At 68.8% G+C, this 24,756-nt stretch carries 26 protein-coding genes; 13 read left to right on the forward strand and 13 right to left on the reverse strand.

Annotated elements, in window-relative coordinates:
- Positions 1-92 precede the first annotated feature (92 nt).
- Entirely contained in the window at positions 93-827 is a 735-nt protein-coding gene (locus ACK4S2_RS08015) for a metallophosphoesterase (protein WP_409622648.1), read from the forward strand.
- 168 nt (positions 828-995) lie between these two features.
- Here the strand turns inward: ACK4S2_RS08015 and ACK4S2_RS08020 are convergent, their stop codons facing one another.
- The 7 genes from ACK4S2_RS08020 to ACK4S2_RS08050 all read right to left on the reverse strand — a co-directional run bounded on the left by ACK4S2_RS08020 (position 996) and on the right by ACK4S2_RS08050 (position 8,696).
- Positions 996-2,156 (reverse strand): iron-containing alcohol dehydrogenase, encoded by a 1,161-nt coding sequence (locus tag ACK4S2_RS08020; RefSeq protein ID WP_409622651.1) that lies wholly within the window; start codon positions 2,154-2,156, stop codon positions 996-998.
- 4 nt (positions 2,157-2,160) lie between these two features.
- Positions 2,161-3,537: an aldehyde dehydrogenase family protein gene (locus tag ACK4S2_RS08025; protein WP_409622654.1), complete on the reverse strand. Its 1,377-nt coding sequence runs from the start codon at positions 3,535-3,537 to the stop codon at positions 2,161-2,163.
- A gap of 66 nt (positions 3,538-3,603) precedes the next feature.
- Complete coding sequence (locus ACK4S2_RS08030; RefSeq protein ID WP_409622657.1) at positions 3,604-4,971, reverse strand: glutamine synthetase family protein; 1,368 nt, start codon at positions 4,969-4,971, stop codon at positions 3,604-3,606.
- 101 nt (positions 4,972-5,072) lie between these two features.
- Positions 5,073-6,107 carry a TRAP transporter substrate-binding protein gene (locus tag ACK4S2_RS08035; RefSeq protein WP_409622659.1) on the reverse strand — a complete coding sequence of 345 codons (1,035 nt, stop codon included), beginning with the start codon at positions 6,105-6,107 and terminating at the stop codon, positions 5,073-5,075.
- Positions 6,108-6,148: 41 nt separating this feature from the next.
- A complete protein-coding gene (locus ACK4S2_RS08040; RefSeq protein ID WP_409622662.1) occupies positions 6,149-7,477 on the reverse strand; it encodes a TRAP transporter large permease subunit in 1,329 nt (442 codons plus the stop codon).
- Positions 7,477-7,986 carry a TRAP transporter small permease subunit gene (locus ACK4S2_RS08045; protein WP_409622665.1) on the reverse strand — a complete coding sequence of 170 codons (510 nt, stop codon included), beginning with the start codon at positions 7,984-7,986 and terminating at the stop codon, positions 7,477-7,479. Before ACK4S2_RS08045 ends, ACK4S2_RS08040 begins: the two co-directional genes overlap by 1 nt.
- Complete coding sequence (locus tag ACK4S2_RS08050; RefSeq protein ID WP_409622668.1) at positions 7,983-8,696, reverse strand: N-formylglutamate amidohydrolase; 714 nt, start codon at positions 8,694-8,696, stop codon at positions 7,983-7,985. The genes ACK4S2_RS08045 and ACK4S2_RS08050 overlap by 4 nt, the downstream gene beginning before the upstream one ends.
- A gap of 175 nt (positions 8,697-8,871) precedes the next feature.
- Here ACK4S2_RS08050 and ACK4S2_RS08055 point away from each other — a divergent pair, with 175 nt between their 5' ends.
- Together ACK4S2_RS08055 and ACK4S2_RS08060 are read left to right on the forward strand one after the other, a co-directional pair.
- Positions 8,872-9,753: a MurR/RpiR family transcriptional regulator gene (locus ACK4S2_RS08055; RefSeq protein WP_409622671.1), complete on the forward strand. Its 882-nt coding sequence runs from the start codon at positions 8,872-8,874 to the stop codon at positions 9,751-9,753.
- 158 nt (positions 9,754-9,911) lie between these two features.
- A complete protein-coding gene (locus ACK4S2_RS08060) occupies positions 9,912-11,279 on the forward strand; it encodes an FAD-binding oxidoreductase (RefSeq protein WP_409622674.1) in 1,368 nt (455 codons plus the stop codon).
- A gap of 10 nt (positions 11,280-11,289) precedes the next feature.
- Here ACK4S2_RS08060 and ACK4S2_RS08065 read toward each other — a convergent pair whose 3' ends face one another.
- Positions 11,290-12,021, reverse strand: coding sequence for a hypothetical protein (locus ACK4S2_RS08065; protein ID WP_409622677.1), 732 nt, complete (start codon positions 12,019-12,021; stop codon positions 11,290-11,292).
- 158 nt (positions 12,022-12,179) lie between these two features.
- Here ACK4S2_RS08065 and ACK4S2_RS08070 point away from each other — a divergent pair, with 158 nt between their 5' ends.
- From ACK4S2_RS08070 to ACK4S2_RS08110, 9 genes are all read left to right on the forward strand, one after another.
- Complete coding sequence (locus tag ACK4S2_RS08070; protein WP_409622680.1) at positions 12,180-12,932, forward strand: SDR family NAD(P)-dependent oxidoreductase; 753 nt, start codon at positions 12,180-12,182, stop codon at positions 12,930-12,932.
- Between the two features lie 66 nt (positions 12,933-12,998).
- Complete coding sequence (locus ACK4S2_RS08075; protein WP_409622683.1) at positions 12,999-13,928, forward strand: AEC family transporter; 930 nt, start codon at positions 12,999-13,001, stop codon at positions 13,926-13,928.
- Positions 13,929-13,948: 20 nt separating this feature from the next.
- The gene (fghA, locus tag ACK4S2_RS08080) at positions 13,949-14,779 is read left to right on the forward strand and encodes an S-formylglutathione hydrolase (protein WP_409622686.1); all 831 of its coding nucleotides are present in this window, start codon (positions 13,949-13,951) and stop codon (positions 14,777-14,779) included.
- A gap of 54 nt (positions 14,780-14,833) precedes the next feature.
- Complete coding sequence (locus ACK4S2_RS08085) at positions 14,834-15,283, forward strand: YaiI/YqxD family protein (RefSeq protein ID WP_409622690.1); 450 nt, start codon at positions 14,834-14,836, stop codon at positions 15,281-15,283.
- 49 nt (positions 15,284-15,332) lie between these two features.
- Positions 15,333-16,274, forward strand: a complete 942-nt coding sequence (locus ACK4S2_RS08090) for a DMT family transporter (RefSeq protein WP_409622693.1) — start codon at positions 15,333-15,335, stop codon at positions 16,272-16,274.
- Between the two features lie 3 nt (positions 16,275-16,277).
- Positions 16,278-16,898, forward strand: coding sequence for an HAD family hydrolase (locus ACK4S2_RS08095; protein WP_409622697.1), 621 nt, complete (start codon positions 16,278-16,280; stop codon positions 16,896-16,898).
- Positions 16,895-17,818, forward strand: a complete 924-nt coding sequence (locus ACK4S2_RS08100) for an ornithine cyclodeaminase family protein (protein ID WP_409622700.1) — start codon at positions 16,895-16,897, stop codon at positions 17,816-17,818. The genes ACK4S2_RS08095 and ACK4S2_RS08100 overlap by 4 nt, the downstream gene beginning before the upstream one ends.
- Before the next feature lie 118 nt (positions 17,819-17,936).
- Positions 17,937-19,295, forward strand: a complete 1,359-nt coding sequence (locus tag ACK4S2_RS08105; RefSeq protein ID WP_409622703.1) for a DUF1800 family protein — start codon at positions 17,937-17,939, stop codon at positions 19,293-19,295.
- 12 nt (positions 19,296-19,307) lie between these two features.
- Positions 19,308-20,537, forward strand: coding sequence for a DUF1501 domain-containing protein (locus ACK4S2_RS08110; protein ID WP_409622706.1), 1,230 nt, complete (start codon positions 19,308-19,310; stop codon positions 20,535-20,537).
- 84 nt (positions 20,538-20,621) lie between these two features.
- On the opposite strand, the gene leuB is transcribed toward ACK4S2_RS08110, so the two are convergent.
- The 3 genes from leuB to ACK4S2_RS08125 form a co-directional block, all read right to left on the reverse strand.
- The gene (gene leuB / locus ACK4S2_RS08115; RefSeq protein WP_409622709.1) at positions 20,622-21,728 is read right to left on the reverse strand and encodes a 3-isopropylmalate dehydrogenase; all 1,107 of its coding nucleotides are present in this window, start codon (positions 21,726-21,728) and stop codon (positions 20,622-20,624) included.
- A 54-nt stretch (positions 21,729-21,782) separates the two neighbouring features.
- A complete protein-coding gene (locus ACK4S2_RS08120) occupies positions 21,783-22,622 on the reverse strand; it encodes an endonuclease/exonuclease/phosphatase family protein (protein WP_409622712.1) in 840 nt (279 codons plus the stop codon).
- 104 nt (positions 22,623-22,726) lie between these two features.
- On the reverse strand, positions 22,727-23,338 hold the full coding sequence (locus tag ACK4S2_RS08125) for a hypothetical protein (protein WP_409622715.1): 612 nt from the start codon (positions 23,336-23,338) through the stop codon (positions 22,727-22,729).
- 34 nt (positions 23,339-23,372) lie between these two features.
- On the opposite strand from ACK4S2_RS08125, the gene ACK4S2_RS08130 reads away from it, so the two are divergent.
- Positions 23,373-23,558, forward strand: coding sequence for a hypothetical protein (locus ACK4S2_RS08130; protein WP_409622718.1), 186 nt, complete (start codon positions 23,373-23,375; stop codon positions 23,556-23,558).
- Between the two features lie 276 nt (positions 23,559-23,834).
- On the opposite strand, the gene leuD is transcribed toward ACK4S2_RS08130, so the two are convergent.
- Both leuD and ACK4S2_RS08140 read right to left on the reverse strand, forming a co-directional pair.
- Complete coding sequence (gene leuD, locus ACK4S2_RS08135; RefSeq protein WP_409622721.1) at positions 23,835-24,440, reverse strand: 3-isopropylmalate dehydratase small subunit; 606 nt, start codon at positions 24,438-24,440, stop codon at positions 23,835-23,837.
- Between the two features lie 10 nt (positions 24,441-24,450).
- Positions 24,451-24,729, reverse strand: coding sequence for a DUF4276 family protein (locus ACK4S2_RS08140; protein WP_409622723.1), 279 nt, complete (start codon positions 24,727-24,729; stop codon positions 24,451-24,453).
- Positions 24,730-24,756: the final 27 nt, after the last annotated feature.

Here is a 24,756-nt window from a genome sequence, read left to right on the forward strand (position 1 = left end):
GCTCTGGCCCTGTGGCGCGTCACTACTTCCCCGCGGGGGGGGGGGGGGGGGTGCGCCCCCCCGGCCCTTTTCGCATCGCGAGGGTCCGCATCATGCGCGCATATGCCATCGGCGACATCCACGGCCATCTGGACCTGCTGCAGGCCGCCCATGAGCGCATCGCCGCCGACCGGGCCGCGACGGGCGATGCGACGGCGCCGGTGATTCATATCGGCGATCTGGTGGACCGTGGCCCCGACAGCCGCGGGGTGATCGCGTATCTGATGGCCGGAATCGCCGCCGGCGCGCCTTGGGTGGTGCTGAAGGGCAACCACGACCGGATGTTTTCCTATTTCCTCGAAACCCCGTCGCGGCGCGACCCCAAGCTGCGGGCCGACCTGTCGTGGCTGCATCCGCGGCTGGGCGGGGGGCCGACGCTGACCAGCTACGGTGTGCATGCCCCCGCCGACCGGCCCGAAGCGGCAGTGCATGCCGATGCCCTGGCCGCGGTGCCGCAGGCGCACCGCGATTTCCTGGACGGGCTGCCGGTGCTGCATCGCCACGGGCAGGCAGTGTTCGTGCATGCCGGGATCCGCCCGGGGGTGGCGCTGGACGCGCAAACCGAAGACGACCTGACCTGGATCCGCCACGATTTTCTGGACGATCCGCGCGACCACGGGCTGCTGGTGGTGCATGGCCATACCGCGGTGGACCGCGCCACCCATTACGGCAACCGGCTGAACATCGACAGTTCCGCCGCCTATGGCGGCCCGGTGAGCGCGGTGGTGATCGAAGGACGCGACGTGTGGTTGCTGGGTGCGGCCGGGCGCGAACCGTTGCGACCCTGACGCTGCACAAGCGGGCGCGCCTGAAGGGGCGCGCGGGGGGCCAGCCCCCCGCCCCCCCCGCCCAATGGGGCTGTCGGCCCCCTTGGGGAACCCCCGAGGATATTTGCCTCAAGGTGAAAGGGGCGCCGGCAGGACGGGCGCCCCTGGTGGTTGTGGCCGCGGTGCGACCTACATGCAGGCGTCGAACAGGGCGCGGGTGTTTTCGCGCGTCATCGCCACCGGATTGCCGCCGCAGGAGGGGTCTTCGAGCGCCATGTCGGTGAGCATGTCGAGATCGGCCGCCTTGACGCCAAGCGCGGTCAGGTTGGCAGGGATCGCCAGTTCGGCGCGCAGGTCCATGATGCGGGCGCGGAAGCCATCGAACCCGCCGGCGATGCCGAGATAGGCGGCGGCGGCCGCAATCCGGTCTTCGATGGCGGGGCGGTTGAAATCCAGCACCATCGGCATCACCACGGCGTTGGTGGTGCCGTGGTGGGTGTTGTAAACCGCCCCGATCGGGTGGCTGAGGCTGTGGATCGCGCCCAGCCCCTTCTGGAAGGCCACGGCGCCCATCGCGGCCGCGCTCATCATGTGACCGCGGGCCATGAGGTTGCCGGGCTCGGCATAGACCACAGGCAGGTTTTCGAACACCAGCCGCATGCCTTCGAGCGCGATGCCCTGGCTCATCGGGTGATAGAACGGGCTGCAATAGGCCTCGAGGCAATGCGCCAGCGCATCCATCCCGGTGCCGGCGGTGATGAAGCGCGGCATGCCGACGGTCAGCGCCGGGTCGCAGATGGTGACGGCGGGCATCAGCCGGGGGTGGAAGATGATCTTCTTCTTGTGGGTGGCGCTGTTGGTCAGCACGCCGGCGCGGCCGACCTCGGACCCGGTGCCGGCGGTGGTGGGCACGGCGACGACGGGGGCGATGGCGGCAGCATCGGCGCGGGTCCACCAGTCGTCGATATCCTCCAGATCCCAGACCGAGAGGTCGTCGCGCTGGTTCGCCATCAGCGCGATCATCTTGCCCAGGTCGAGCGCCGAGCCGCCGCCGAAGCAGATCACCCCGTCATGGCCGCCCGCCTTGTAGGCAGCGATGCCGGCGGCCATGTTGGCCTCGTTCGGGTTCGGATCCACGTCGGAGAATACCGCCCGGCCCATGCCGGCCGCCGCCAGCACATCGAGCGCCTGCGCCGTGATCGGCAGCGCGGCCAGCGCCTTGTCGGTGACCAGAAGCGGCCGCTTGAGCCCGGCGGCGGCGGCGTGTTCGGCCAGTTCGGCAATGCGGCCGACGCCGAACTTGATCGCGGTCGGGTAGGACCAGTTGCGGTTGGGAACGCCGTGGGTCATGGGATCAGACCTTCTTGAGGTGATAGGATTTCGGCCGGGTCACCGAATGGAACCCGAGGTAGGACAGCGAATTGCCGCGGCCCGTGTCCTTGCAGCCGGTCCAGCACAGCGCGGGGTCGAGGTAATCGGCCCGGTTCATGAAGATGGTGCCGGTTTCGATCTGCGCGCCGATGGCGGCGGCGGTGTCGTAATCTTCGGTCCAGATGCTGGCGGTCAGGCCATAGGGGCTGTCGTTCATCAGGGCGATCGCCTCGGCGTCGTCCTTGACCGGCATGATGCCGACCACGGGGCCGAAGGATTCTTCCATCATCACGCGCATCTTGTGGTTCACGTTCACCAGCACCTGCGGCGCCAGGTAGGCGCCGCCATCGTCGGCAAAGCGGGCGGGGTCGATCAGCGGTTTCGCGCCGGCGGCCACGGCTTCGGCGATCTGGTCGCGCACGACGCGGGCAAAGCGCACGTTGGCCATCGGGCCGAGCGTGGTGGCGGCATCGAACGGGTTGCCCAGCACCAGGCTGTTGGCCCAGGCCACCGCCTTTTCCACGAAGGCGTCATAGAGCGTGTGGTGGACGTAGATCCGCTCGATCCCGCAGCAGCACTGGCCGGCGTTGTACATCGCACCGTCCATCAGCGTATCGACGGCGGCATCGAGGTTGGCATCGGCGCGCACATAGCCCGGATCCTTGCCGCCCAGTTCCAGCCCCAGCGGCGTAAAGGTGCCGGCCGCGGCGCGTTCCATCGCCTGCCCGCCCGCAACCGAGCCGGTGAAGTTGACGAAGTTGAAGGCGCGGGCACGGATCAGCCCTTCGGTGGTGGCATGGTCCAGCACGACGTTCTGGAACACGTCTTCGGGCACCCCGGCGGCGTGGAAGGCGGCCGCCAGCCGCTCGCCCACCAGCAGGGTCTGGCTGGCATGCTTGAGCACCACGCTGTTGCCGGCGATCAGCGCCGGAACCAGCGTGTTGATGGTGGTGAGGTAGGGGTAGTTCCAGGGCGCGACGATGAATACCACGCCCAGCGCCTCGCGCGCGAGCAGGCGGCGGAAGGCGGCACTGTCCTCGATCACCTTCGGCGCCAGGGTTTCGGCGGCGATGCCGGCCATATACTCGGTGCGGGCGTTGACGCCGCCGAATTCGCCGCCATAGCGGGTGGGGCGGCCCATCTGCCAGGCCAGTTCCTCGACCACGGGGTCTTTCATGGCGTTCAGCGCTGCCACCCCGGCCTTGACCAGGGCGATGCGCTCGTCCAGCGGGCGCGCGGCCCAGGCCTTTTGCGCCGCGCGGGCACGGGCAACGGCGGCCTCTGCCGCCTCGGGCGTCAGCGGCATGCGTTCGGCATAGACCCGGCCATCGACCGGCGAGATCAGTTGAATCGGTTTCATCCTGTCACCTGTAAAGCGGGGCCGGGCCCCGCCGTTCGGGGGCAAGGCCGGGGAAAGCCCCCAGACCTACGCCCGTTCCAGCAGTCGCTGCAATTCGAAATCCGTCACCACGCGGTCGGTTTCCGAAATCTCCCACCGTGCGGCGTGGACGTAGTGATCCACCACATCGTCACCGAAGGCCGCGCGCAGCATGGCCGACCCTTCCAGCAGGTCCGCCGCCTCGCGCAACGTCTTCGGAATCTCGCGGATGCCCCTGGCCGAATACATGTCGCCTTTCAGCTCCGGTTCCAGTTCCAGCTTGCGTTCGATGCCGTCGAGCCCGGCGGCCAGCAGAGCGGCACAGGCAAGATAGGGGTTCACGTCGCTGCCGGGAATGCGGCATTCCACCCGCACGGCCTTGGTCCCCTCGCCGCAGACGCGGAAGCCGGCGGTGCGGTTGTCGGCGCTCCAGACCGCCTTGGTGGGGGCGAACATGCCGATGGTAAACCGCTTGTAGCTGTTCACGTAAGGCGCGAGGAACGCCGTGATGTCGCGCGCATGGGCCAGCTGGCCGGCCAGAAAGTGCTTCATCAGCGCCGACATGCCATGCGGGTCCGAAGCGTCGGCAAAGGCAGCGGTGCCGTCGAGGCCCCAGAGGCTCTGGTGCACATGGGCGGACGAGCCGGCCTTGCGATGGTCGTATTTCGCCATGAAGGTCACCGACTTGCCCGCGGCATGCGCAATGTCCTTGACGCATTGCTTGACGACCACATGGTTGTCGGCGGTGTCGAGCGCATCGGAATAGCGGTAGTTCACCTCGTGCTGGCCGCTGTCAGCCTCGCCCTTGGTGTTTTCCACCGGGATGCCCGCACCATAGAGCCCGTTGCGCACCGCGCGCATCAGACCTTCTTCCTTGGTGGTCTGGAAGATGTGGTAATCCTCGTTGTAGGCACTGATCGGGCGCAGGTCGCGCAGGCCGTGGTCGCGCAGGTTCTCGTAGCTGTTCTCGAAGATGTAGAATTCCAGCTCGGTCGCCATCATCGGCGCAAGCCCCATCGCCCGCGCCCGCGCCACCTGACGCTTGAGGATCGCGCGCGGCGAAATCGCCACGTCCTCGTGGGTGTGATGGTCCAGCAGATCGGCCAGCACCAGCGCGGTGCCCGGCAGCCAGGGCAGGCGCCGCAGGGTGGCCAGATCGGGCTTCATCACATAGTCGCCATATCCCTGCTCCCACCCGGCGGACTTGTAGCCGGGCACGGTGGTCATCTCCATGTCCACCGCCAGCAGATAGTTGCAGCAATGGGTTTCCTTCCAGCCGCCATCGACGAAAAACGCGGCGTGAAAGCGCTTGCCCATAAGGCGGCCCTGCATGTCGATGCCCGCGACCAGCACAGTGTCGATCTCGCCGCGCTCGACGGCCTCTTTCAGCGCCTCAAGGCTCAGGTTGCCCGGCATTCCCTGTCACTCCCACAACGGACCCGACGGACCCGCTTCATTTTCTGTCTCGAAATATCCTCAGGGGGGTCTGGGGGGCAGAATGCCCCCCAGTGCCACACTTACCGATACGGCGCGCCCGCCTTTTCCGCCACGGCGTTGTAAGCCTTGAAGATTTCCACCACCTTGGCCTTGGTCGGGCTTTCGGCGGCGATCTCGTCCCAGAACTTGCGGGCGGCTTCCTCGACCTGGGCCCATTCCTCGGCCGGAATCGAGGTCAGCTTCAGCTTGTCGCCATTCACGCGCAGGTTCGCCTCGCCGTTCCAGTACCACTGCTGGCGGTGCAGGTGCGACTGGTCGCAGGCCAGCTGGAACAGCGCCTTGAGGTTGTCGGGCAAGGCGTTCCAGCGGTCCATGTTGGCAAAGAAATGCCCGATCCATGCACCCGAGATGTTGTTGGTCAGGAACCAGTTGGCCCCGTTCGACCAGCCGTTGGTATAGACCTCGGTGATGCCCGACCAGGCGATGCCGTCGAGCTCGCCGGTTTGCAGCGCCACCTCGACATCCTCGAACGGCAGCGTCACCGGCACCACCCCGAACTGCGCCAGGAACCGCCCCGCGGTGGGGAAGGTGAACACCCGCTTGCCGCGCAGGTCGGCCAGGCTGTTGATCGGATCCTTGGTCGAGAAATGGCACGGATCCCACGACCCGGCAGACACGTGCTTGACGCCGACCTTGGCGTATTCTTCTTCCCAGATCTGCTTGAGGCCCCAGTTGTTGAACAGCGCCGGCACGTCCAGCGAATTGCGCAGCGCCAGCGGGAAGTAGCCGCCGAACACCGTGACTTCGGTCGGGCTGGCCATGCTGTCGTCGTCCGACTGCACGGCGTCGATGGTGCCGCGCTGCAGCGCCTGGAACAGCTCGCCCGTGGGCACCAGCTGGTCGGCATAGAACAGTTCGATTTCCATCTGCCCGGCGGCGGCCTGGTTGAACAGGTCGATCGCGGGCTTGATGACCTCGGCCCCCAGCGCGGCGCCGGCATAGGTCTGAAGCCGCCAGCGGATCGGGGCCTGTGCCAGCACGGCCGGGGCGGCCAGGGTGCTGGCGCCGGCGGCCAGTGCGCCGGTGGTCAGGAACTTGCGTCGTGTCGTGGTCATGGTCTTACCTCTTGTTGCAAATCCGGGCCGTTCGGGCCTTCTCAGGGGTTGTAAAGCGTGTCGGGCAGCCACAGGGCGATTTCGGGAAACGCCATGACGATGCCGAGCGCGACGATCATCACACCGACAAACGGGAAAATCGAGACGTAGATGTCGCGCAGGCTGACCTCGGGCGGGGCCATCGCCTTCATCAGGAACAGGTTGTAGCCGAAAGGCGGGGTCATGTAGGCGATCTGGCAGGTGATGGTGTAAAGCACGCCATACCAGATCAGGTCGAAGCCCAGCGCCGCGACCAGCGGCACATACAGCGGCGCCACGATCACCAGCATCGCGGTATCGTCGAGGAACGTGCCCATCACGAGATAGCTGAGCTGCATCAGGATGAGCAGCGTCCAGGGCGACAGGCCCATGTCGGTGAGGAACAGCCGCTTGAGCGCATCGACGGCGCGCAAGCCGTCGAACACCGCGCCGAAGGCGAGCGCCGCGAGGATGATCCACATGAACATGCACGAAACCAGCAGCGTCTGGCGGGTGGCGGTTTCGAATACGGTCCAGGTCAGGCGGCCCTTGATCCAGGCGGCGGCCAGCGCGGCCAGCGCGCCGATGACGCTGCTTTCGACCAGCCGGGTGTAGCCCATCACGAAGGGCCCCATCATCACCACGAAGATGCCCAGCGGCAGCGCCCCGGCCCACAGCAGCCGCCGGCGTTCGGCCGGGGTGATGCGGGCGCGTTCCTCGGCACCCAGGGCCGGGCCGAGCCGCGGGTTGATGCGGCAGCGGATCCAGATGTAGGCGATGAACATGGTGGCCATCAGCAGGCCGGGCAGCACGCCGGCCAGCCACAGCTTGCCCACCGGCTGGCGCGCGATCATGGCATACAGCACCAGCACCACCGACGGCGGAATCAGGATGCCAAGCGACGACCCCGCCTGAATCACCCCGGTCATCATGATCTTGTCGTAGCCGCGCCGCAGCAGTTCTGGCAGCGCGATGGTGGCGCCGATGGCCATGCCCGCCACCGACAGGCCGTTCATCGCGGAAATCAGCACCATCAGCAGGATGGTCCCGATGGCCAGCCCCCCGGGGACGGGGCCGAACCAGACATGGAACATGCGGTAAAGGTCGTCGGCCAGCCGCGCCTCGGACAGAACGTAGCCCATCAGGATGAACATCGGCAGCGTCAGGATGGGAAACCACCCCATCAGCTTGATCGTCTGGGCAAAGGCCAGGTCGTAGCCGCCCCGGTCCCCCCACAGCCACAGCGCCGCGACCACGGCGACAAAGCCGATGATGCCGAACATCCGCTGCCCGGTCAGCAGCAGCATCAGCATCGAGCTGAACATCATGAGCGCAATGAGGTCGGTGGACATCAGATCTCGCGCCCCCGCAGTTTCGCAATGTCGCGGATCAGGAAGGCGGTGCATTGCAACAGCATCATGCCCAGGCCCAGCAGCATCACCGCCTTGATCGGCCACATGTAGGGCCGCCACAGCCCGCGGCGCCGCTCGGCGGTGTCGATGGCGTATTGCAGGCTTTCGGTGCCGCCCCAGAGCATGACGACAAGGTAGAAGATGATGGCCAGGATCGTGACCGCATCGACCGCAGCGCGGGTGCGGTCGGACCAGCCGGAATACAGCAGATCCATCCGCACCGCCGAGCCCTGCTGCAAGGCATAAGCCCCGCCCAGCATGAAATAGCCCACCATCAGGAACTGCGCCATCTCGTCGGTCCAGACCTGCGGCGCCCAGGCGGCGCGGGCGACGGCGCCCCACAGCAGCACCCCCATCAGCAGGTAGAGCGACCACATCGCCACCTTGCCGATGCGGCGGTTGAAGCCCTCGACCCAGCGGACATAGGCGACAAGGAACCCCGGCATCATGCCCCCTTCAGCGCGACAAGCGCGCGGGTCAGCACCGGGGCCAGACGGTCGGCCATATGCGCGCAGGCCTCGGGATCGGCGATCAGGTCGTTGCGGATTTCCAGCATGGCATGCGGCAGGCCATAGGGCACAGCGTGCAGGCGCAAAAGGTGGGTCACCTCGTCGGCCGCGGAATAGGGGGCGTTGAGCTCGGCGCGCAGGTCGGTCATCGCCCAGGCGGCCGCCAGCACGGCGCGGGCGAAACGGTCGTCGCCGGGGCGGGTGTCGTCGTGGATGACGCCGAGTTCCACCTCGCGCGGCACGCCGTGCCAGACCGGGGTGAAGGAATGCACCGTCACCATCACCGGGTGCAGGCCCAGAGCGATGCGCCGCGCCACCACGGCAGAAAGGCCGGCATGGAATGGGTCGTAAACGGCGGCGACGCGCGCGGCGCGGTCGGCCGGGGTCAGGCCGCGGTTGCCGGGGATGTCGTAGACCTCGGACCGCTGCGGCATGGCGCCGGCGCTGTCGGGCGCGCGGTTGAGGTCGTGGATGAGCCGGCTGACCGGGGCATGCACGAGGCAGGCGTCGAGCCGCTGCGCCAGGGCGCGCGCCAGGTCGAGTGCGCCCGGATCCCAGGCGATGTGCGCGCGGCGAGCCGCGGGATCCAGCCCCAGATCGCCCCAGGGGGGCGGAAAGGCATTGGACGCATGCTCGCACACAAGTAACATTCTGGACGGCGCGTCAGGATTTTCCACCTGCGCCGCAAATCCGTGCTGGTCGGTCATAGGCCGAGTCACCCCTGTTGTGCCTTCAGGCTGGCGCAGGCCGGGGCGGTCTGTCAAGAATCTTTCGTTCGCTGAAATTCCTGTTACAAAGCTTTCAATGTCTTCGGGAGGTGCAACGATGAACATTCAGGCAGACCCCGCCGCAACCATCGAGGAACAGATGCGCCGTGCGATGGGCGAGCTGACGCCGACCGAACGCAAGCTGGCCGCGCATGTTCTGGACCACTACCCGGTGGCGGCGCTGGGCTCGATCACGGCACTGGCGCGGGCGGCCGATGTCTCGACCCCGACGGTGGTGCGGCTGGTGCAGAAGCTGGGGTTCAAGGGCTATCCCGATTTTCAGCATTCCTTGCGTGCCGAGGTGGAGGACATGCTGGCCAGCCCGCTGGCCAAGCACGACAAATGGGCCGGCGCGGCACCGGAGGCGCATATCCTGAACCGCTTTGCCGACCAGGTGGCGGCCAACCTGCAGGCCACCCTGGCCGGGATCGACCCGGCAGAGTTCGATGCCGTGGCGGCGCTGCTGGCAGACGGCAACCGGCGCGTCTATGCGCTGGGCGGGCGGATCACCCATGCGCTGGCGGACTACCTGGTCACACTGATGAAGATGGTGCGCCCGGACGTGACGCTGCTGTCGGACATGACGAATGCCTGGCCGCCGGCGCTGCTGGACATGCAGCCGGGGGATGTGGTGGTGATCTTCGACATCCGCCGCTACGAGAACTCTGTGTTGCAGGTGGCAGAGTTGGCGGTGGAGCAAGGCGCCGAGGTGGTGCTGGTCACCGACCGCTGGATCTCGCCTGCGGCCAGCCACGCGCGGCACATGCTGGCCGCGCATGTCGAGGCGCCATCGGCCTGGGACAGCACGGTGTCGATCCTGGTGCTGGTGGAAACGCTGCTGGCGGCGGTGCAGGGCCTGCGCTGGCGCGACACGGAAAGCCGGCTGAAGCGGATGGAAGACCTGTACGAGCGCGTCCGGCTGTTTCGCCGGTTCCGCTGAGCCGGCCGGCGCAACACCCGGCCCCGGCCCCGGGGCGCTGCCCCGGACCCCGGGATATTTGGGTCAAGGTGAAAGGGGGGCGCAGGCCGCAGAGGCGGCCCGGGGCTTGCCGGGGGGCGTGGGCCGCGCCATGCTGGCAAGGCGAAGGAGACCCGACCATGACCCGATCCGAGTTGTTCGCCGCCTTGTCCGCCCGGCTGGGCGCGCGTTTTCAGACCGGGGCGGCAATCCGCGACCAGCACGGGCGCGACGAAAGCCATTTGCCGGCCGCGCCGCCCGAAGCGGTGGCCTGGCCGCTGGACACCGCCGAGGTCGCAGCCATTGTTGCCGCCTGCGCTGCGGCGCGTTGCCCGGTGGTGGCCTGGGGGGCCGGCACCTCGCTGGAAGGGCATGCGCTGGCGGTGCAGGGCGGCATCGTGCTGGACATGACGCGGATGGACCGCGTGCTGGCGGTGCGGCCCGAGGACATGGATTGCACCGTGCAGCCCGGCATCACGCGCGAGGCGCTGAATGCGGCCTTGCGCGCGACGGGGCTGTTCTTTCCGGTCGATCCGGGCGCGAATGCGACGCTGGGCGGCATGGCCGGCACCCGCGCCAGCGGCACCACGGCGGTGCGATACGGCACCATGCGCGACAACGTGCTGGGGCTGGAGGTGGTGCTGGCCGACGGGCGCATCGTCCGCACCGGGGGGCGGGCGCGCAAATCCTCGACCGGATACGACCTGACGCGGCTGATGGTGGGCTCGGAAGGCACGCTGGGAATCATCACCGAGCTGACCTTGCGCCTGCATGGCCAACCCGAGGCGGTGGTGGCGGCGGTCTGCGGTTTTCCCGAGATCGGGGCGGCGGTGGACGCGGTGATCGAGACCATGCAGGCCGGGGTGCCGATGGCGCGGATCGAGTTCGTGGACGAGGCCGCGATTGCCGCCTTCAATGCCTATGCCGGGGCCGCGATGCCTTTGCGCCCGCATCTGTTCCTGGAGTTTCACGGTTCGGCCGCCGGAGTGGCGGAACAGGCCGAGACGGTGGGGGCGATCATGGCCGGGCATGGCGCGGGCGCCTTTCGCTGGGCCACGGCGACCGAGGACCGCGCGCGGCTGTGGAAGATGCGCCACAACGCCTATTACGCCGCCAAGGCGCTGCGCCCGGGGTGCCGGGTGCTGACCACGGATGTCTGCGTGCCGATTTCGGCGCTGGCGCAGGCGGTGCGCGAAACGCGGGCCGACATCGACGCAAGCCCCCTGCCCGGCCCGATGCTGGGCCATGTGGGCGACGGCAACTTTCACGTCACGCTGCTGATCGACCCCGACAGCGCCGCCGAACGCGACGAGGCGTTGCGGCTGGCGCACCGGATGGCCGAGCGCGCGCTGGCGCTGGGCGGCACCGTCAGCGGCGAGCATGGTGTGGGCCTTGGCAAGCGCAAGTTCATGGCGGCCGAGCATGGCGAGGGCTGGCAGGTGATGGGGGCGATCAAGGCGGCGCTGGACCCCTTGAACATCCTCAACCCCGGCAAGATCGTGCCGTGAGGGCGCGCCGCTACCACAGGCGGGCAAAGGCGACGGCCCCGGCGTAAAAGGACCATTGCGCGGCGTAACACAAGGCAAACCCGTTCGGCACCCGCAGGAACAGCACCGGAAAGACCCGGCCGAACAGGGTGGCGAAGCCGGTGAAGCGCACGGTATAGCCGACGGGGCTGCCACCAAGCAGCAGCAGCAGGTGCGTCAGGCCGAACAGGAGCCCGCAGAGCACCGCCATGCGCCGCAGCGGCACGCGGGCATTGGCCAGCCCGAGCACAAGGGCCGCGATCAGGATCTGCTGGAACAGGATGTCGACCGACTTCGGCAGGAAATACCACGCGTTGGCCTGCGGCATGTCGGGAGGAGAAAGGCGACCCGCGGCATCGAAGCTCGGCAGCGCCGGCAGCACATGGGCGACATAGGCCACGGCGGCCGCCAGCAGCAGCGTCCACAGCGCGATGGCGACCGGCGCGCTGGAAAAGCTGGGCCAACAGGCATGGTCGGACCAGGTGGCCAGCGTCGGCCAGAGCAGGATGACCGCGACCCCGATCCAGTAAAGGTAATAGAGCGCTGCCGCAGCCGGGTCGTGGTTGTAGCTGGGCGAAAACCCCAGCCAGGGCAGCACCACGTAGTAGCCGGCATCGGACAGCACCCACAAGGCGCATACGGTCGCCAGCGTGACCCACAGCCGGGCCGGCGCGCGCCGGGGCGTCGGGCGGGGCGACCCTGTGGAGGGGGAAGGAGGTGTCATGGCCGGGCCGCTCCTGCTGTGCCGCGCCCTCAGTAGTGCCGCAGGACGGCGCGCAAGGCCACCCCCGCCAGCGGCGCGGCGCAGCGCCGGGGCTTGCGCCGCAGGCGGGCGGGGGGCTAGCCTTGCCCCGACAGCACGACCCCGCGCAGGAGCCCGCCATGACCCGACCCGTTGCCCTTGTCACCGGCGCTGCGCGCGGCATCGGGCTGGCCACGGCCCGGCTGTTTCTGGACGATGGCTGGCGCGTGGCGATGGTCGACCGCGATGCCCCGGCGCTGGACGCGGCGGCCGAGGGGCTGGAGGGCGCCTTGCCCGTGGTCTGCGACGTGTCGGACCCGGTGCAGGTGGAAACGATGGTGGCCGCGGTGCTGGCCTCGCTGGGCCGGATCGACGCCCTGGTCAACAATGCCGGCGTGGCCGATTTCGGCCCGATTGCCGAGCATGATTTCGCCCGGTGGCGGGCAGTGATGGCGACCAATCTGGACGGTGTGTTCCTGGTGTCGCAGGCCTGCATCCCGGCGCTGAAGGCCAGCCGCGGGGCCATCGTGAACATCGGGTCGATCTCGGGGTTGCGCGCCTCGACGCTGCGGGTGGCTTACGGCACCTCGAAGGCGGCGGTGATGCACCTGACGCGGCAACAGGCGGCGGAACTGGGCGAATGGGGCGTGCGGGCGAATTGCGTCTGCCCCGGGCCGGTGCGCACCAGGCTGGCGATGGCGGTGCATTCGCCCGAGATCGTCGCCGCCTATCACGATGCCATTCCGCTGAACCGCTACGGGTCGGAGGCAGAAATCGCCCAGGCCATCCGGTTTCTGTGTTCGGATGCCGCCAGCTACATCACCGGACAGGTTCTGGCCGCCGATGGCGGTTTCGAGGCGACGGGCATCGGACTGCCGGCCTTGCGGCGATAAGCGGTTGCGCCCGGGCGCCGGGCGTGGAAAAGCGGCACCAAACCACAGGGCGCGCGCGAAGGCCAGATGCTGGAGATCCTCTACAAGACCCTGCCGTTCTTTGCCCTGGTGGGCCTGGGCTACTGGGCGGCCTGGATCCGGTTCTTCCCGGCCGAGGCGACGGCCTGGCTGACGAAGTTCGTGTTCTATTTCGCGCTGTCGGCGATGCTGTTCCGCTTTGCCGCCAACCTGTCGGTCGCCGAGCTGTTCGATGCCCGCTTTGCGGCGGCCTATCTGTGGGGCTGCGGCGTGGTCTATGCCGTTGCGCTGGCGGTGGCCTTTGCCCGGCGGGTGAGCCTGGAGGAAGCCGCGATCGAGGCGCAATGCGCGGTGATCGGCAACACCGGGTTTCTGGGCGTGCCGATGCTGGTGGTGCTGCTGGGGCCGCAGGCGGCGGGGCCGGTGCTGCTGGTGCTGGGGCTGGACATGATCGTGTTTTCCAGCCTCATCACGCTGATCATCACCGGGGCACGCGAAGGCCGCATGCGGCTGAGCACCTTTCGGGCGCTGGGGCTGGGCCTGGTGAAGAACCCGATGCTGGTGTCGATGGTGCTGGGGCTGTGCTGGGGCGCGACCGGATGGGCGGTGCCGGGGCCGGTGAACGATTTTCTGGGCATCCTGGGCGCGGCGGCAACGCCGGGGGCGCTGTTCGCCATCGGCGCGTCGCTGGCGGGGCGGGGGGCGGAACGCTGGCAGGTGGCGGCCTGGCTGAGCTTTGCCAAGTTGGTGCTGCACCCGCTGGCGGTGGCGTTTTCGGCGCTGGTGCTGTTCAAGGTGGACGCACAGGCGGCCGGGGTGATGATTGCCGCGGCGGCGCTGCCGGTGGCGGGCAACACCTATATCCTCGCCGCGCATTACGGGGTGGCGCCGCAACGGGTCAGCACCTCGATCCTGATTTCCACGGCGGTCAGCATCGTGACCGTCACGGCGGTGATCGCCTGGGTGACAGGCGGGTGAACGGACAGCGGAGGAGTGGCATGCGCACGATCAGCGAAAACCGGGCTTTCGGCGGGGTGCAGGGGGTTTATGCCCATGACAGCCAGGCCACCGGCTGCGAGATGACCTTTGGCCTGTTCCTGCCGGCCGAGGCCGAGGACGGCGCCGTGCCGGTGTTGTGGTTTCTGTCGGGGCTGACCTGCACCCACGAAAACGCGATGCTGAAATCGGGGGCGCAGAAATGGGCGGCCGAGGCGGGCATCGCGCTGGTGTTTCCCGACACCAGCCCGCGCGGCCCCGGCGTGGCCGACGACCCGGCCTTTGACCTGGGCCAGGGGGCGGGGTTCTATGTGAACGCCACCGAAGCGCCCTGGGCGCCGCATTTCCGCATGTGGGACTATGTCGCCGAGGATTTGCCGCGGGTGCTGTTTTCGGCCTTTCCGCTGGCCGAGGACGCGCAGGCGATCACCGGGCATTCGATGGGCGGGCATGGCGCGCTGACGCTGGCCATGAGCCTGCCGGGGCGGTTCCGGTCGGTTTCGGCCTTTGCGCCGATCGCCCACCCGACCGCGGGCGACTGGGGGCGCAAGCAGTTTGCCGCCTATCTGGGGCGGGACGAGGCAAAATGGGCCGCGCACGACAGCACCCTGCTGATGCGCCGGCGCGGCTTCGACGGGCCGGTGCTGGTGGATCAGGGTGCGTCGGACCAGTTCCTCGACCTGCTGCGCCCCGAGGCGCTGACCGAGGCGATGGCGGCGCGGCGCCAGCAGGCCACCTTCCGCATGCAGAAGGGGTACGACCACAGCTACTGGTTCGTGTCGAGCTTCATCGAAAGCCATGTGGCCTTTCATGCCGATGCGCTGCTGGCCTGAGCGCGCGGGGGCTCTGCCCCCGCACCCCCGGGATATTTGGACAAGGTGAAAGGCATGCCGGCGGGGTGCACGATCTGGGTCGATGCCGATGCCTGCCCGGTGCGGGCCGAGGTGGAGCGGGTGGCGACGCGCCACGGGCTGCGCGTGGTGATGGTGTCGAACGGCGGCATCCGGCCATCCGCCAACCCGCTGGTGGAGATGGTCTACGTGCCGGCCGGCGCGGACGAGGCGGACATGCGTATCGCCGAAAGGGTGGGCCCGGGCGATGTGGTGGTGACGGCCGACATGCCGCTGGCCGCGCGGGTGGTGGCCGCCGGGGCAAGGGCGATCCGGCCCGACGGCAGCCTGCTGGACGCGCGCAACATCGGCGAGGCGCTGGCGATGCGCGACCTGATGTCCGACCTGCGCGCCGCCGACCCGTTCCGGCAAGGCGGGGGCAAGGCCTTTGGTCCGGCGGACCGGTCGCGGTTTCTGGACCGGCTGGACCGTCTGGTGCGCGGGTGATGTCGCATTCGGGCAAGCGCGTTGGCCGCCGCCGGCGCAGGATGGCGCCATGACCATGGCCCCTGCCCGCGCAACCCCGATGACCGGCATCCTGCTGGCGATCGGAGGCAGCCTGGTGTTTTCGGTCAACGATGTCGCCATCAAGTTCCTGTCGGGCGACTATCCGCTGCATCAGGTGGTGCTGGTGCGGGCGGTGATCGGGCTGGCGTTTCTGGCCGGGGTGATTGCCACCACGGGCGGGCACTGGGGGCAGTTGCGCACCACGCGCGGCGGCACGCACCTGTTGCGGGCGCTGGTCGTGATCGCCTCGAACGCGACCTATTTCCTGGCGCTGGCGGCCTTGCCGCTGGCCGATGCGGTGGCGCTGGCCTTTGTTTCGCCGGTGTTCATCACGCTCTTGTCGATTCCCATGCTGGGCGAAAGGGTGGGGCCGCATCGCTGGGCGGCGGTGGCGGTCGGGCTGATCGGCACGGCGGTGATGCTGCGCCCCGGCGCGGGCGCCTTTCAGCCGGCGGCGGTGCTGGTGCTGATTTCGGCCGCCTGCTACGCGTTTTCGCAGATGCTGGCGCGCGGGATGCGCGAGACGGAAAGTGCGGTGACGCTGAGCTTCTACAACCAGGCCGGGTTCCTCGTCAGTTCTGCGGCGATGGGGCTGGTGGCAGGCGACGGGCGCCTTGCCGGATCGTCCGACCCTTCGGTGCAGTTCCTGTTTCGGGCCTGGGTCTGGCCGCCGGTGGCGGACTGGCCCGCCTTTGCCGCCACCGGGCTGGCGGTTGCCCTCGGCGGGCTGATGATGGCGCAGGCCTACCGCACCTGCGAGGCGGCGGTGGTGGCGCCGTTCGAGTATTCGGCGATTCCGATGGCGATCCTGTGGGGGGCGGTGGTGTTCGGCACCATGCCCGATGCCGTGGGCCTGGCGGGCATGGCGCTGATCGTGTCGGCCGGGCTATACACGCTCTGGCGCGAGACGGTGCGCCGCAAGCAGGGATAGCCGATGCCGCCCGAGGTGATGGTGTTCGATATCGGCCGGGTGCTGATCGGCTGGGATCCCGAAGGGTTCTACGACCGTGTCATCGGCGTGCCGGCGCGGGCGCGGCTGTTCGCCGAAGTGGACCTGCACGGCATGAACCTGGCGATCGACCGGGGCGAGGGGTTCGGCAGCGTGGTGGCGGCCTGCGCGGCGGCGCATCCGGCCTGGGCGGGCGAAATCATGCTGTGGCACGACCGCTGGAGCGAGATGGTGACCGGCCCGATCGAAGGGTCGGTGCGGCTGTTGCGCGCGCTCAAGGCGCGCGGGGTGCCGGTGCTGGCCCTGACCAACTTCGGCCGCGAGACGTTGCAGATCGCGCAGGCGCGGTTCGATTTTCTGAACGAATTCGATGCGATGGTGGTGTCGGGGCACCTGGGCGCCGTCAAGCCCGAGCCGGCGATCTACGCTGCGCTGGAATCGGTGGCCCATGTGCCGCCCGACCGGCTGTTCCTTGCCGACGATGTGGCGGCGAACTGCGCCGCCGCCGCAGCGCGCGGCTGGCACACCCACCTGTTCCAGAGCCCCGAGGGCCTGGCGGCTGCGCTGCTGGCGCATGGATTGCTGACCGAGGAGACCCTGCCGTGACCCCCACCATCGTGCCGCGCGCGGCCGAAGCGCATCTGGACTGGATCGGGCTGACCGAAGCGATGAAGGCCGGCCATCGCCTGCCGAAGGCCGAGATCGCCGATCTGTTCCTGTATCGCGGGCGCGACACCTTGCTGGACCGCGCGGCCTGGATCGACGGCCTGGGCTCGGCGGTCAAGGTCGCCAACGTCTTTCCGGGCAACCCCGCGGCGGGGCGGCCGATGGTGAACGGGGTGGTCAACCTGTTCGACGATGCCACGGGCGAGCTGGAGGCGCTGGTGGACTTTCACCTGGTGACCAAGTGGAAGACCGCCGGCGACAGCCTGCTGTCGGCGCGGCTGCTGGCGCGGGCGGATGCGCGGGATTTCCTGATCGTCGGGGCGGGGACGGTGGGCCGCTCGATGATCGAGGCCTACGCGGCCGCGTTTCCCGGGGCGCGGTTCACGGTGTGGAACCGCTCGGCCTCCGGGGCCGAACGCATGGCCGCCGACGTGCCGGGGCTGGCGGTGGCGCCGGATCTGGCGGCCGCGGTGGCGGCGGCCGACGTGATCTGCACCTGCACCATGACGACCGAACCGCTGATCCGCGGTGCCTGGTTGCGCCCCGGCCAGCATCTGGACCTGATCGGCGCCTATCGCCCCGACATGCGCGAGGTGGACGATGCCGCCATCGCCCGCGCCCGCGTCTTTGTCGACAGCCGCGCCACCACCATTCACCACATCGGCGAGATCAAGGCCCCGCTGGCCAGCGGCGCGCTGACCGAATCCGCGATCCAGGGCGATTTCTACGACATCGCCGCCGGGGCCTGGGTGCGGCATTCGGACGAGGAAATCACGCTGGCCAAGAACGGCGGCGGCGCGCATCTGGACCTGATGACCAGCCGCTACATCCTCGACCGCTGGCGCGCCGCCGCCGGCTGAGGCGGCCGTTCACGCAGGTTTGCAGCGGCAATCCGCCGCCGATGCGCCGCGCCGGCCTGCCGGCCTGCGCGGGCCTGTGCTAGGCTGCGGGCAACGGGTGGTGCAAGGGGTGTTCCGCATGTCGGTATCGCAGGCTCTGGCGGCGCATCGGTTCGGCTTCGGGCCGCAGGCGGGGCGCTTGCCGGCGCGGGCGCCTGCCGCGCAGGTGACACAGGCCGACAAGGCGGTGCGCGACTTTCCGCTTCCGGGCACGCTGGCCACGCTGGCGCAAATGGCCACCTGGCGCGAAAGCCTGCGCGGCCTGCCCGACGGCAGCCAGGAACGACGGGCGGCCATCAAGGCCCGGCAAGGCGAAATCGAGGCTCTGGTGCTGCAGAATGCCCGCATGGAACTGGCGCGGGCAGTCGGCGCCGAGGACAGCTACCGCGAACGGCTGGTGCGGTTCTGGGCCGATCACTTCACGGTCAAGGCGCGCCAGCCGCCGATGCGGCCGATGGTTTCGGCCATGACCGACGATGCCATCCGCCCGCATGTCACCGCCCGCTTTGCCCAGATGCTGCGCGCGGCGGTGCTGCACCCCGCGATGCTGGGGTTTCTGGACCAGGTCGCCTCGGTCGGACCGGACTCGGCCTTCGGGCAGCGCCGGGGGGCGGGGCTGAACGAAAACCTCGCGCGCGAGCTGCTGGAGCTGCACACGCTGGGCGTCGAAGGCGGTTACACCCAGGCCGACGTGCGCCAGACCGCCCTGCTGCTGACCGGCCTGGCCGTGAACGAGACGGAAGGCACGGTGTTTCAGCCGCGCCGCGCCGAACCGGGGGCGGAAACCGTGCTGGGCCGCAGCTATGGCAGCAACCGGCAGCCGCGGCTGGACGACATTCACCAGTTGCTGGACGATCTGGCGGCGCACCCGACGACGGTGCGCCACCTGTGCGGCAAGCTGGCGGTGCATTTCGTCTCCGACACCCCCGATCCGGGGCTGGTCGCCGACCTCGTCGCCGTCTGGACGCGCAGCGACGGCGACCTGAAGGCCGTATCGCAGGCGCTGGCCGAGCACCCGGCCGCTGAGCGCCCGGTGCTGGAAAAGGCGCGCCAGCCTTTCGACTTTGTCGTCGCCGCCTTGCGTGCCCTGGGCGTGACGGGTCAGGAGATCGCCGGCTGGAACGACCGCACCCTGCGGCGCACCGCGCTGTTGCCGATGCGGGCGATGGGCCAGCCCTGGCAAGAGCCGAACGGCCCCGACGGCTGGGAAGAAGGCTTCGACACCTGGATCACGCCGCAGGCGCTGGCCATCCGCATCGACTGGGGGATGAACATGCCGTCGCGGCTGCGCCCCGATCTGCCCGATGCGCGCGACTTCGTGCGGCTGGCACTGGCCGACCTGGCAGATGACGATCTGGTCCGCATGGTGTCGCGGGCCGAGCGCAATGCCGAAGGGGTCGGGCTGGTGCTGGCCGCCCCCCTGTTCAACCGACGCTGAAAGGACGGCACGATGACGCAAGGCATGGATCGGCGCGGTTTCCTGCGGGGCGGGCTGGCGCTGGGGTGTTCGGCAGCGGCGTTTCCGCTGCTCAGCCACGCCACCTTTGCCAGCGCGCCCTTCGATCACCGGCTGGTGGTGGTGATCCTGCGCGGCGCGATGGACGGGCTGGATGTGGTGCGCCCGGCGGGCGACCCTCGCTTGCGCCGCTGGCGCCCCGACCTGGCCGCGACCGAAGGCCCGGCGCTGGACGGGTTCTGGCAGTTGCACCCGCAGCTGTCGGGGCTGATGCCGCTGTGGCAGGCGGGCGAACTGGGCGCGGTGCAGGCGGTTTCCACCCCCTACCGCGACAAGCGCAGCCACTTCGACGGGCAAGATCTGCTGGAGGCCGGCACCGCGATGGATACGCCCGCCGGGCTTTACCGCGACGGCTGGTTGAACCGGCTGTTGCAAGGCGTGCCCGGGGCCGAGGCGAAAACCGCCTTTGCCATCGGGCGCGAGGCGCTGCCGATCCTGGGCGGGCCCGCCCCGGTGCAACGCTGGGCCCCCGACACCGACATGCGCGTCAGCCCGCAGGCCCGCCGCCTGCTGGAACAGCTCTACGAGGCCGACGCGCCGTTCCATGCCGCCGCCTCGACCGCGCTGGAACTGACCGAGATGATGACCGAGCCCGATGATGCCGCCATGATGGCAGGCGGGGATGCCCCCGCGATGGCGGTCCCCTTGCCGCCCGAGGCCCCGAAACCCGGCCCCGAGGTTGCGGCCTTTGCCCGGTTTGCCGCCGAACGCCTGCGCGAGGATACCCGCATCGTGGCGCTGTCGCTGGGGGGGTGGGATACGCATGCCGGGCAGGCCGGCAGCATCCGCCGCCCCTTGGCCAACCTGCAACAGCTGATCCTCGAACTGCGCGCCGGGTTGGGCCCGGTCTGGGGCAAGACCGCCTTTGTCGCCATGACCGAATTCGGCCGCACCGTGCGGCAGAACGGCTCGGCCGGCACCGACCACGGCACCGGCGGCGCGATGATCACCGCCGGCGGTGCCATCCGGGGCGGCAAGGTGCTGGGGCGCTGGCCGGGCCTGGCCGCAGGCGACCTTTACGCCGGGCGCGATCTGATGCCGACGGGCGACGTGCGCGCGGTGGCCGCCTGGGTGTTGCACGCGCTGATGGGGGTGGACAAGGCCCGGCTGGAACAGACGGTATTCCCCGGCCTGCGCATGGAGCCGAATCCGGGCATCGTCTGAGCCGGGCCCCACCGGCAGGACCGGGGGTTTTGCACCCCCGGACCCCCGCAGGATATTTGGGTCAAGGTGAAGGTGGGCGCGGGATCAGAGGCTCGCATCGAGCGCTGCGACGATGGCATCGCCCATTTCGGCGGTGGACACCGGGGTGCCGCCCGCCGGCCCCATCAGGTCGGCGGTGCGCACGCCGTCGGCCAGCACCTTTTCCACCGCCTTTTCGACCCGCGTTGCCTCCTCGCCCATCGCGAAGCTGTAGCGCAGCGCCATGGCAAAGCTGAGGATGCAGGCGATCGGGTTGGCCTTGCCCTGGCCCGCGATGTCGGGGGCCGAGCCGTGCACGGGTTCGTAAAGCGCCTTGGGCCGGCCGTTGGCCATCGGGGCGCCGAGGCTGGCCGAAGGCAGCATGCCGAGCGAGCCGGTCAGCATCGCCGCAAGATCCGACAGCAGGTCGCCGAACAGGTTGTCGGTCACGATGACGTCGAACTGCTTGGGCCAGCGGGTCAGCTGCATGGCGCCGGCATCGGCATACATGTGCGAAAGCTCGACATCGGGGTATTCCTTGTCGTGCACTTCCTGCACGACCTGGCGCCACAGGATGCCCGATTCCATCACATTGGCCTTTTCCATCGAGCAGACCTTGCCCGTGCGCTTGCGCGCCAGCTCGAAGGCCGAACGGGCGACCCGGGCGATTTCGGATTCGGTATAGCGCTGGGTGTTGATGCCCACGCGCTCGTTGCCTTCGGTGAAGATGCCGCGCGGTTCGCCGAAGTAGACGCCCGAGGTCAGTTCCCGCACGATGACGATGTCGAGCCCGGCGACGACTTCCTTCTTGAGCGACGAGAAGTCGGACAGGGCGTCGAAGCATTGCGCGGGGCGCAGGTTGGCGTAAAGGTCCATCTCCTTGCGCAGGCGCAGCAGGCCGCGTTCGGGTTTGACGCTGAAATCGAGGCTGTCGTATTTCGGGCCGCCGACGGCGCCCAGCAGCACGGCATCCACCGCCTGGGCCTTGGCCATCGTGGCATCGGTCAAGGGCGTGCCGTGGGCGTCATAGGCGCAGCCGCCGACCAGATCCTCGGACACGTCGAAACGGATGCCGCGGCGCGCGCCCATCCAGTCGATGATCTTCTTCACTTCGGCCATGACTTCGGGGCCGATACCGTCGCCGGCAAGGATGAGTAGGGAAGGATTGGCCACGGGGTGTCTCCTGCGCTGGGGTCGCCAGCGGGGTAGCGAATGGGAGCCGCAGGGTCAAGGTGGCGCAAGGGTCAGGTCCAGCCAGACCATGCGGTGCGCGGCCGGTTCGGGCGGGGCGGGATGCAGGCCGTGGCCCGCAACCGCCAGCCCGTGCGACGGCTGGAGCAGCGACAGCGCGGCCGGTTGCCCCGCAAGCAGGGACGAGGGGCCATGCGGCGGCCTATGCAGCGCAGGGTGCGCGGCAAGGGCAGAGAGTGCTGCGCCGTCGCCCTGCCCTGGCCCGAGGTTGGGCAGGCCGATCAGCACGAAGGGGTCGGAGGGCACCCCTTGCCGCAGCCTGTGCAGCCAGAACGCCGTTTCGTCGTGGTTGCGGTCGGGGTTGCGGGCGCCGAAGGCAGGGGGCGTGGCCGCCCAGGCCCACAGCTGCACGCTGCGCCCGCCGCCCGGATCCAGCGCCAGTTCCCAATGCGCCGAGGACGACAGCCGCGCCACCCCTTGCGCCGCCCCCGGCAGTGCCCCGAGCCTGGCCCCCGGCAGGTCGGCCCAGAGCCGGCCGGAATGGTCCGCAAGCAGCCGCACGGGGTGGCGCGACAACAGCGCCATCGCCCCATCGCCGGAAAACCGGCCGTAGCCTTGCGCATCGTCGGGGTCGCCGAGGCGGCCGTTGCCGTCGAGATCGAGCCCCGAAGGCAACCCGCGATTCTGCGGCGGAGCAAACCGAAAGGGGTAGTCCAGCCCCGCCGCCGCCAGCCGTTGCGCCAGCGCGCCCAGCGCCACCCCGGCGAAGTCGTGGTCAAAGCGGGTGAACAGCACCGCGTCGGGGCGCACCGCCAGCAGACCGGCGACCACCGCCTCGACCTCGGCATCCTTGCCCGACAGGATGTCGCGCAGCAACAGGCCCGGGCCATCGCGCGACAGGTCGGCGTTCCATGTGGCAAGGCGCAGGCCATCGGCCTGCGCCCCGGTTGCAGCCAGCAGAAGGACGAACGCCCAGAGGATCAGGCGTGCGCCAGCCGATTCTCCTCGGCCTCGCCCGACAGGCGGCGCTGTTCGCGGATCAGCTCGGCCACCCGCCCCATGGCGATGCCGCGCATGAACAGGCTGGCAGGAAGAAAGGACCATGCGGCCATCGTCCAGATCAGAACTTGCGGGTTTTCCAGCGTGATCGGGGCGATTCCGCTGGTGGCGGCCTGCACCACCGCCGGCATCAGGAATGGCAGCAAAAACCCTAACGCAATGTTAATGCGGGCGTCGCGCTCCAGCCGGTTCACCACATCGCCGCCGGCGGTGGGGTCGAAGGTGGGCAGGTTGAGCCAGACGTTGAAGCTCGACCCGCGCGCCGGCCAGTGCCCGGCCCGGATCATCAGCACGAAGACGGCCAGCATCAGCAGCGAAACCATGTAGCTGATCCCGGCCGCCGCCCGCACCAGGGCCACATGCACTTCGCCCAGGTCCGCCGACACGGTCAGCACCACCAGCCGCACGGGGCTGTAGGGAAAATCGATCAATTCGCCGATCGCCTGCCCCAGCGCGTGCAGCAGCAGCGTGAAGTGGCTGGGCGCCGCCTCGGCCCGCGCCATCAGCGCCAGCACGAAGACCGTAAGGAACAACGACAGGAACCGGATGCGGTTGAAGGGGGGGCGCGTGGCGAAACTCGATCAGGCTGGGGTAGGTGGCGGCATATTCCACCAGCGTCAGCGCGCCGAGGAACAGCGCGATCAGGGCCACCATCTGCTTGGTGTCGGTGCCGATGTCGGCCAGCAGCAGCGACGGCGTGGCCACCAGCACCATCACAAGCACCGCGCGCACGACCGCGCCGGTCAGGCGTGACACCATGTCCACGTATCCCTCGCTGGGCCGGGGTGCGGACCACCCCGTTTTCCATTTCGTTGCCTGTGTCCGCGCTTTGTGGCGGATTGCCTCAATCTTGCCCAATTTTTGCCTCTTTTCCCCTGAGACCGCAACCATGTGTTAACCAGACCAAGGATTTGCGGCGGAAAAGCGGAGAATCTGTCGCCAACTTGCATCAAATGCAGGAAGAAAAAGGGGCCGCCCGGCAGGGCGACCCCAGATGTTGTGGCCGGCGGGCCGGGTGGCCCAACCCGGTCAGACCCAGGGGCGGGCAACGGCGGCGCGCGCCTCGTAACTGTCGATCGCGGCCACCTTTTCCAGGCTCAGCCCGATGTCGTCCAACCCGTTCAGCAGGCAGTGCTTGCGGAAGGGATCGACCTCGAAGCCGAAGGTCTGCCCGTCGGAGGTGGTCACCGTCTGCGACGGCAGGTCGATGGTCATGCGCGCGTTGGCGCCCTTGCGCGCATCGGCCATCAGCACCTCGACCACCTCGGCCGGCATCACGATGGGCAGGATGCCGTTCTTGAAGCAATTGTTGTAGAAGATGTCGGCGAAGCTGGTGGAGATCACGCAGCGGATGCCGAAATCCAGCAGTGCCCAGGGCGCATGTTCGCGCGAGGAACCGCAGCCGAAGTTGTCGCCGGCCACGAGGATCTGCGCCGAGCGATACTGCGGCTGGTTCAGCACGAAGTCGGGAATCTCCTGCCCGTCCGGGGTATAGCGCATCTCGTCAAACAGGTTCTTGCCCAGGCCGGACCTCTGGATCGTCTTGAGGAACTGCTTGGGGATGATCATGTCGGTGTCGATGTTGACCAGCGGCATGGGGGCTGCGATGCCGGTCAGGGTGGTGAACTTGTCCATGTCTCTTTCCCTATGGGGTTGTAAGGTCGCGAATTGCCTGAATGGTGTGGCGGAAGCTGGCGGAACGGGCGTTGCCCGGATCGAGGTGCGGAGCAATGTCTCGGGCACCGATAATCTTGCCATATTCCGGCCGCAACCGCTGCATTTCCTGGACCGGATGGGTAATGCTGTCTGGATCGCGCCTTGCAAATTTCGGCGAACGTCCTTGCTCCAGATATCCAGATGCAACAAGGGCGGCAACATCGGCCAGAAACCATGCCTCCAGTTCCTGACAGACGACGCGAACCATTGTCGCCCCCCCTTTCCGGCATTTTCG

Source organism: Gemmobacter sp. (genome assembly GCF_046292685.1).
GTDB lineage: Bacteria > Pseudomonadota > Alphaproteobacteria > Rhodobacterales > Rhodobacteraceae > Wagnerdoeblera.

Coding starts and splice junctions, on each gene's coding strand:
- ACK4S2_RS08015 (WP_409622648.1), top strand. CDS start 93: ATGCGCGCATATGCCATCGGCGACATCCACGGCCATCTGGACCTGCTG.
- ACK4S2_RS08020 (WP_409622651.1), bottom strand. CDS start 2,156: ATGACCCACGGCGTTCCCAACCGCAACTGGTCCTACCCGACCGCGATC.
- ACK4S2_RS08025 (WP_409622654.1), bottom strand. CDS start 3,537: ATGAAACCGATTCAACTGATCTCGCCGGTCGATGGCCGGGTCTATGCC.
- ACK4S2_RS08030 (WP_409622657.1), bottom strand. CDS start 4,971: ATGCCGGGCAACCTGAGCCTTGAGGCGCTGAAAGAGGCCGTCGAGCGC.
- ACK4S2_RS08035 (WP_409622659.1), bottom strand. CDS start 6,107: ATGACCACGACACGACGCAAGTTCCTGACCACCGGCGCACTGGCCGCC.
- ACK4S2_RS08040 (WP_409622662.1), bottom strand. CDS start 7,477: ATGTCCACCGACCTCATTGCGCTCATGATGTTCAGCTCGATGCTGATG.
- ACK4S2_RS08045 (WP_409622665.1), bottom strand. CDS start 7,986: ATGATGCCGGGGTTCCTTGTCGCCTATGTCCGCTGGGTCGAGGGCTTC.
- ACK4S2_RS08050 (WP_409622668.1), bottom strand. CDS start 8,696: ATGTTACTTGTGTGCGAGCATGCGTCCAATGCCTTTCCGCCCCCCTGG.
- ACK4S2_RS08055 (WP_409622671.1), top strand. CDS start 8,872: ATGAACATTCAGGCAGACCCCGCCGCAACCATCGAGGAACAGATGCGC.
- ACK4S2_RS08060 (WP_409622674.1), top strand. CDS start 9,912: ATGACCCGATCCGAGTTGTTCGCCGCCTTGTCCGCCCGGCTGGGCGCG.
- ACK4S2_RS08065 (WP_409622677.1), bottom strand. CDS start 12,021: ATGACACCTCCTTCCCCCTCCACAGGGTCGCCCCGCCCGACGCCCCGG.
- ACK4S2_RS08070 (WP_409622680.1), top strand. CDS start 12,180: ATGACCCGACCCGTTGCCCTTGTCACCGGCGCTGCGCGCGGCATCGGG.
- ACK4S2_RS08075 (WP_409622683.1), top strand. CDS start 12,999: ATGCTGGAGATCCTCTACAAGACCCTGCCGTTCTTTGCCCTGGTGGGC.
- fghA (WP_409622686.1), top strand. CDS start 13,949: ATGCGCACGATCAGCGAAAACCGGGCTTTCGGCGGGGTGCAGGGGGTT.
- ACK4S2_RS08085 (WP_409622690.1), top strand. CDS start 14,834: ATGCCGGCGGGGTGCACGATCTGGGTCGATGCCGATGCCTGCCCGGTG.
- ACK4S2_RS08090 (WP_409622693.1), top strand. CDS start 15,333: ATGACCATGGCCCCTGCCCGCGCAACCCCGATGACCGGCATCCTGCTG.
- ACK4S2_RS08095 (WP_409622697.1), top strand. CDS start 16,278: ATGCCGCCCGAGGTGATGGTGTTCGATATCGGCCGGGTGCTGATCGGC.
- ACK4S2_RS08105 (WP_409622703.1), top strand. CDS start 17,937: ATGTCGGTATCGCAGGCTCTGGCGGCGCATCGGTTCGGCTTCGGGCCG.
- ACK4S2_RS08110 (WP_409622706.1), top strand. CDS start 19,308: ATGACGCAAGGCATGGATCGGCGCGGTTTCCTGCGGGGCGGGCTGGCG.
- leuD (WP_409622721.1), bottom strand. CDS start 24,440: ATGGACAAGTTCACCACCCTGACCGGCATCGCAGCCCCCATGCCGCTG.
- ACK4S2_RS08140 (WP_409622723.1), bottom strand. CDS start 24,729: ATGGTTCGCGTCGTCTGTCAGGAACTGGAGGCATGGTTTCTGGCCGAT.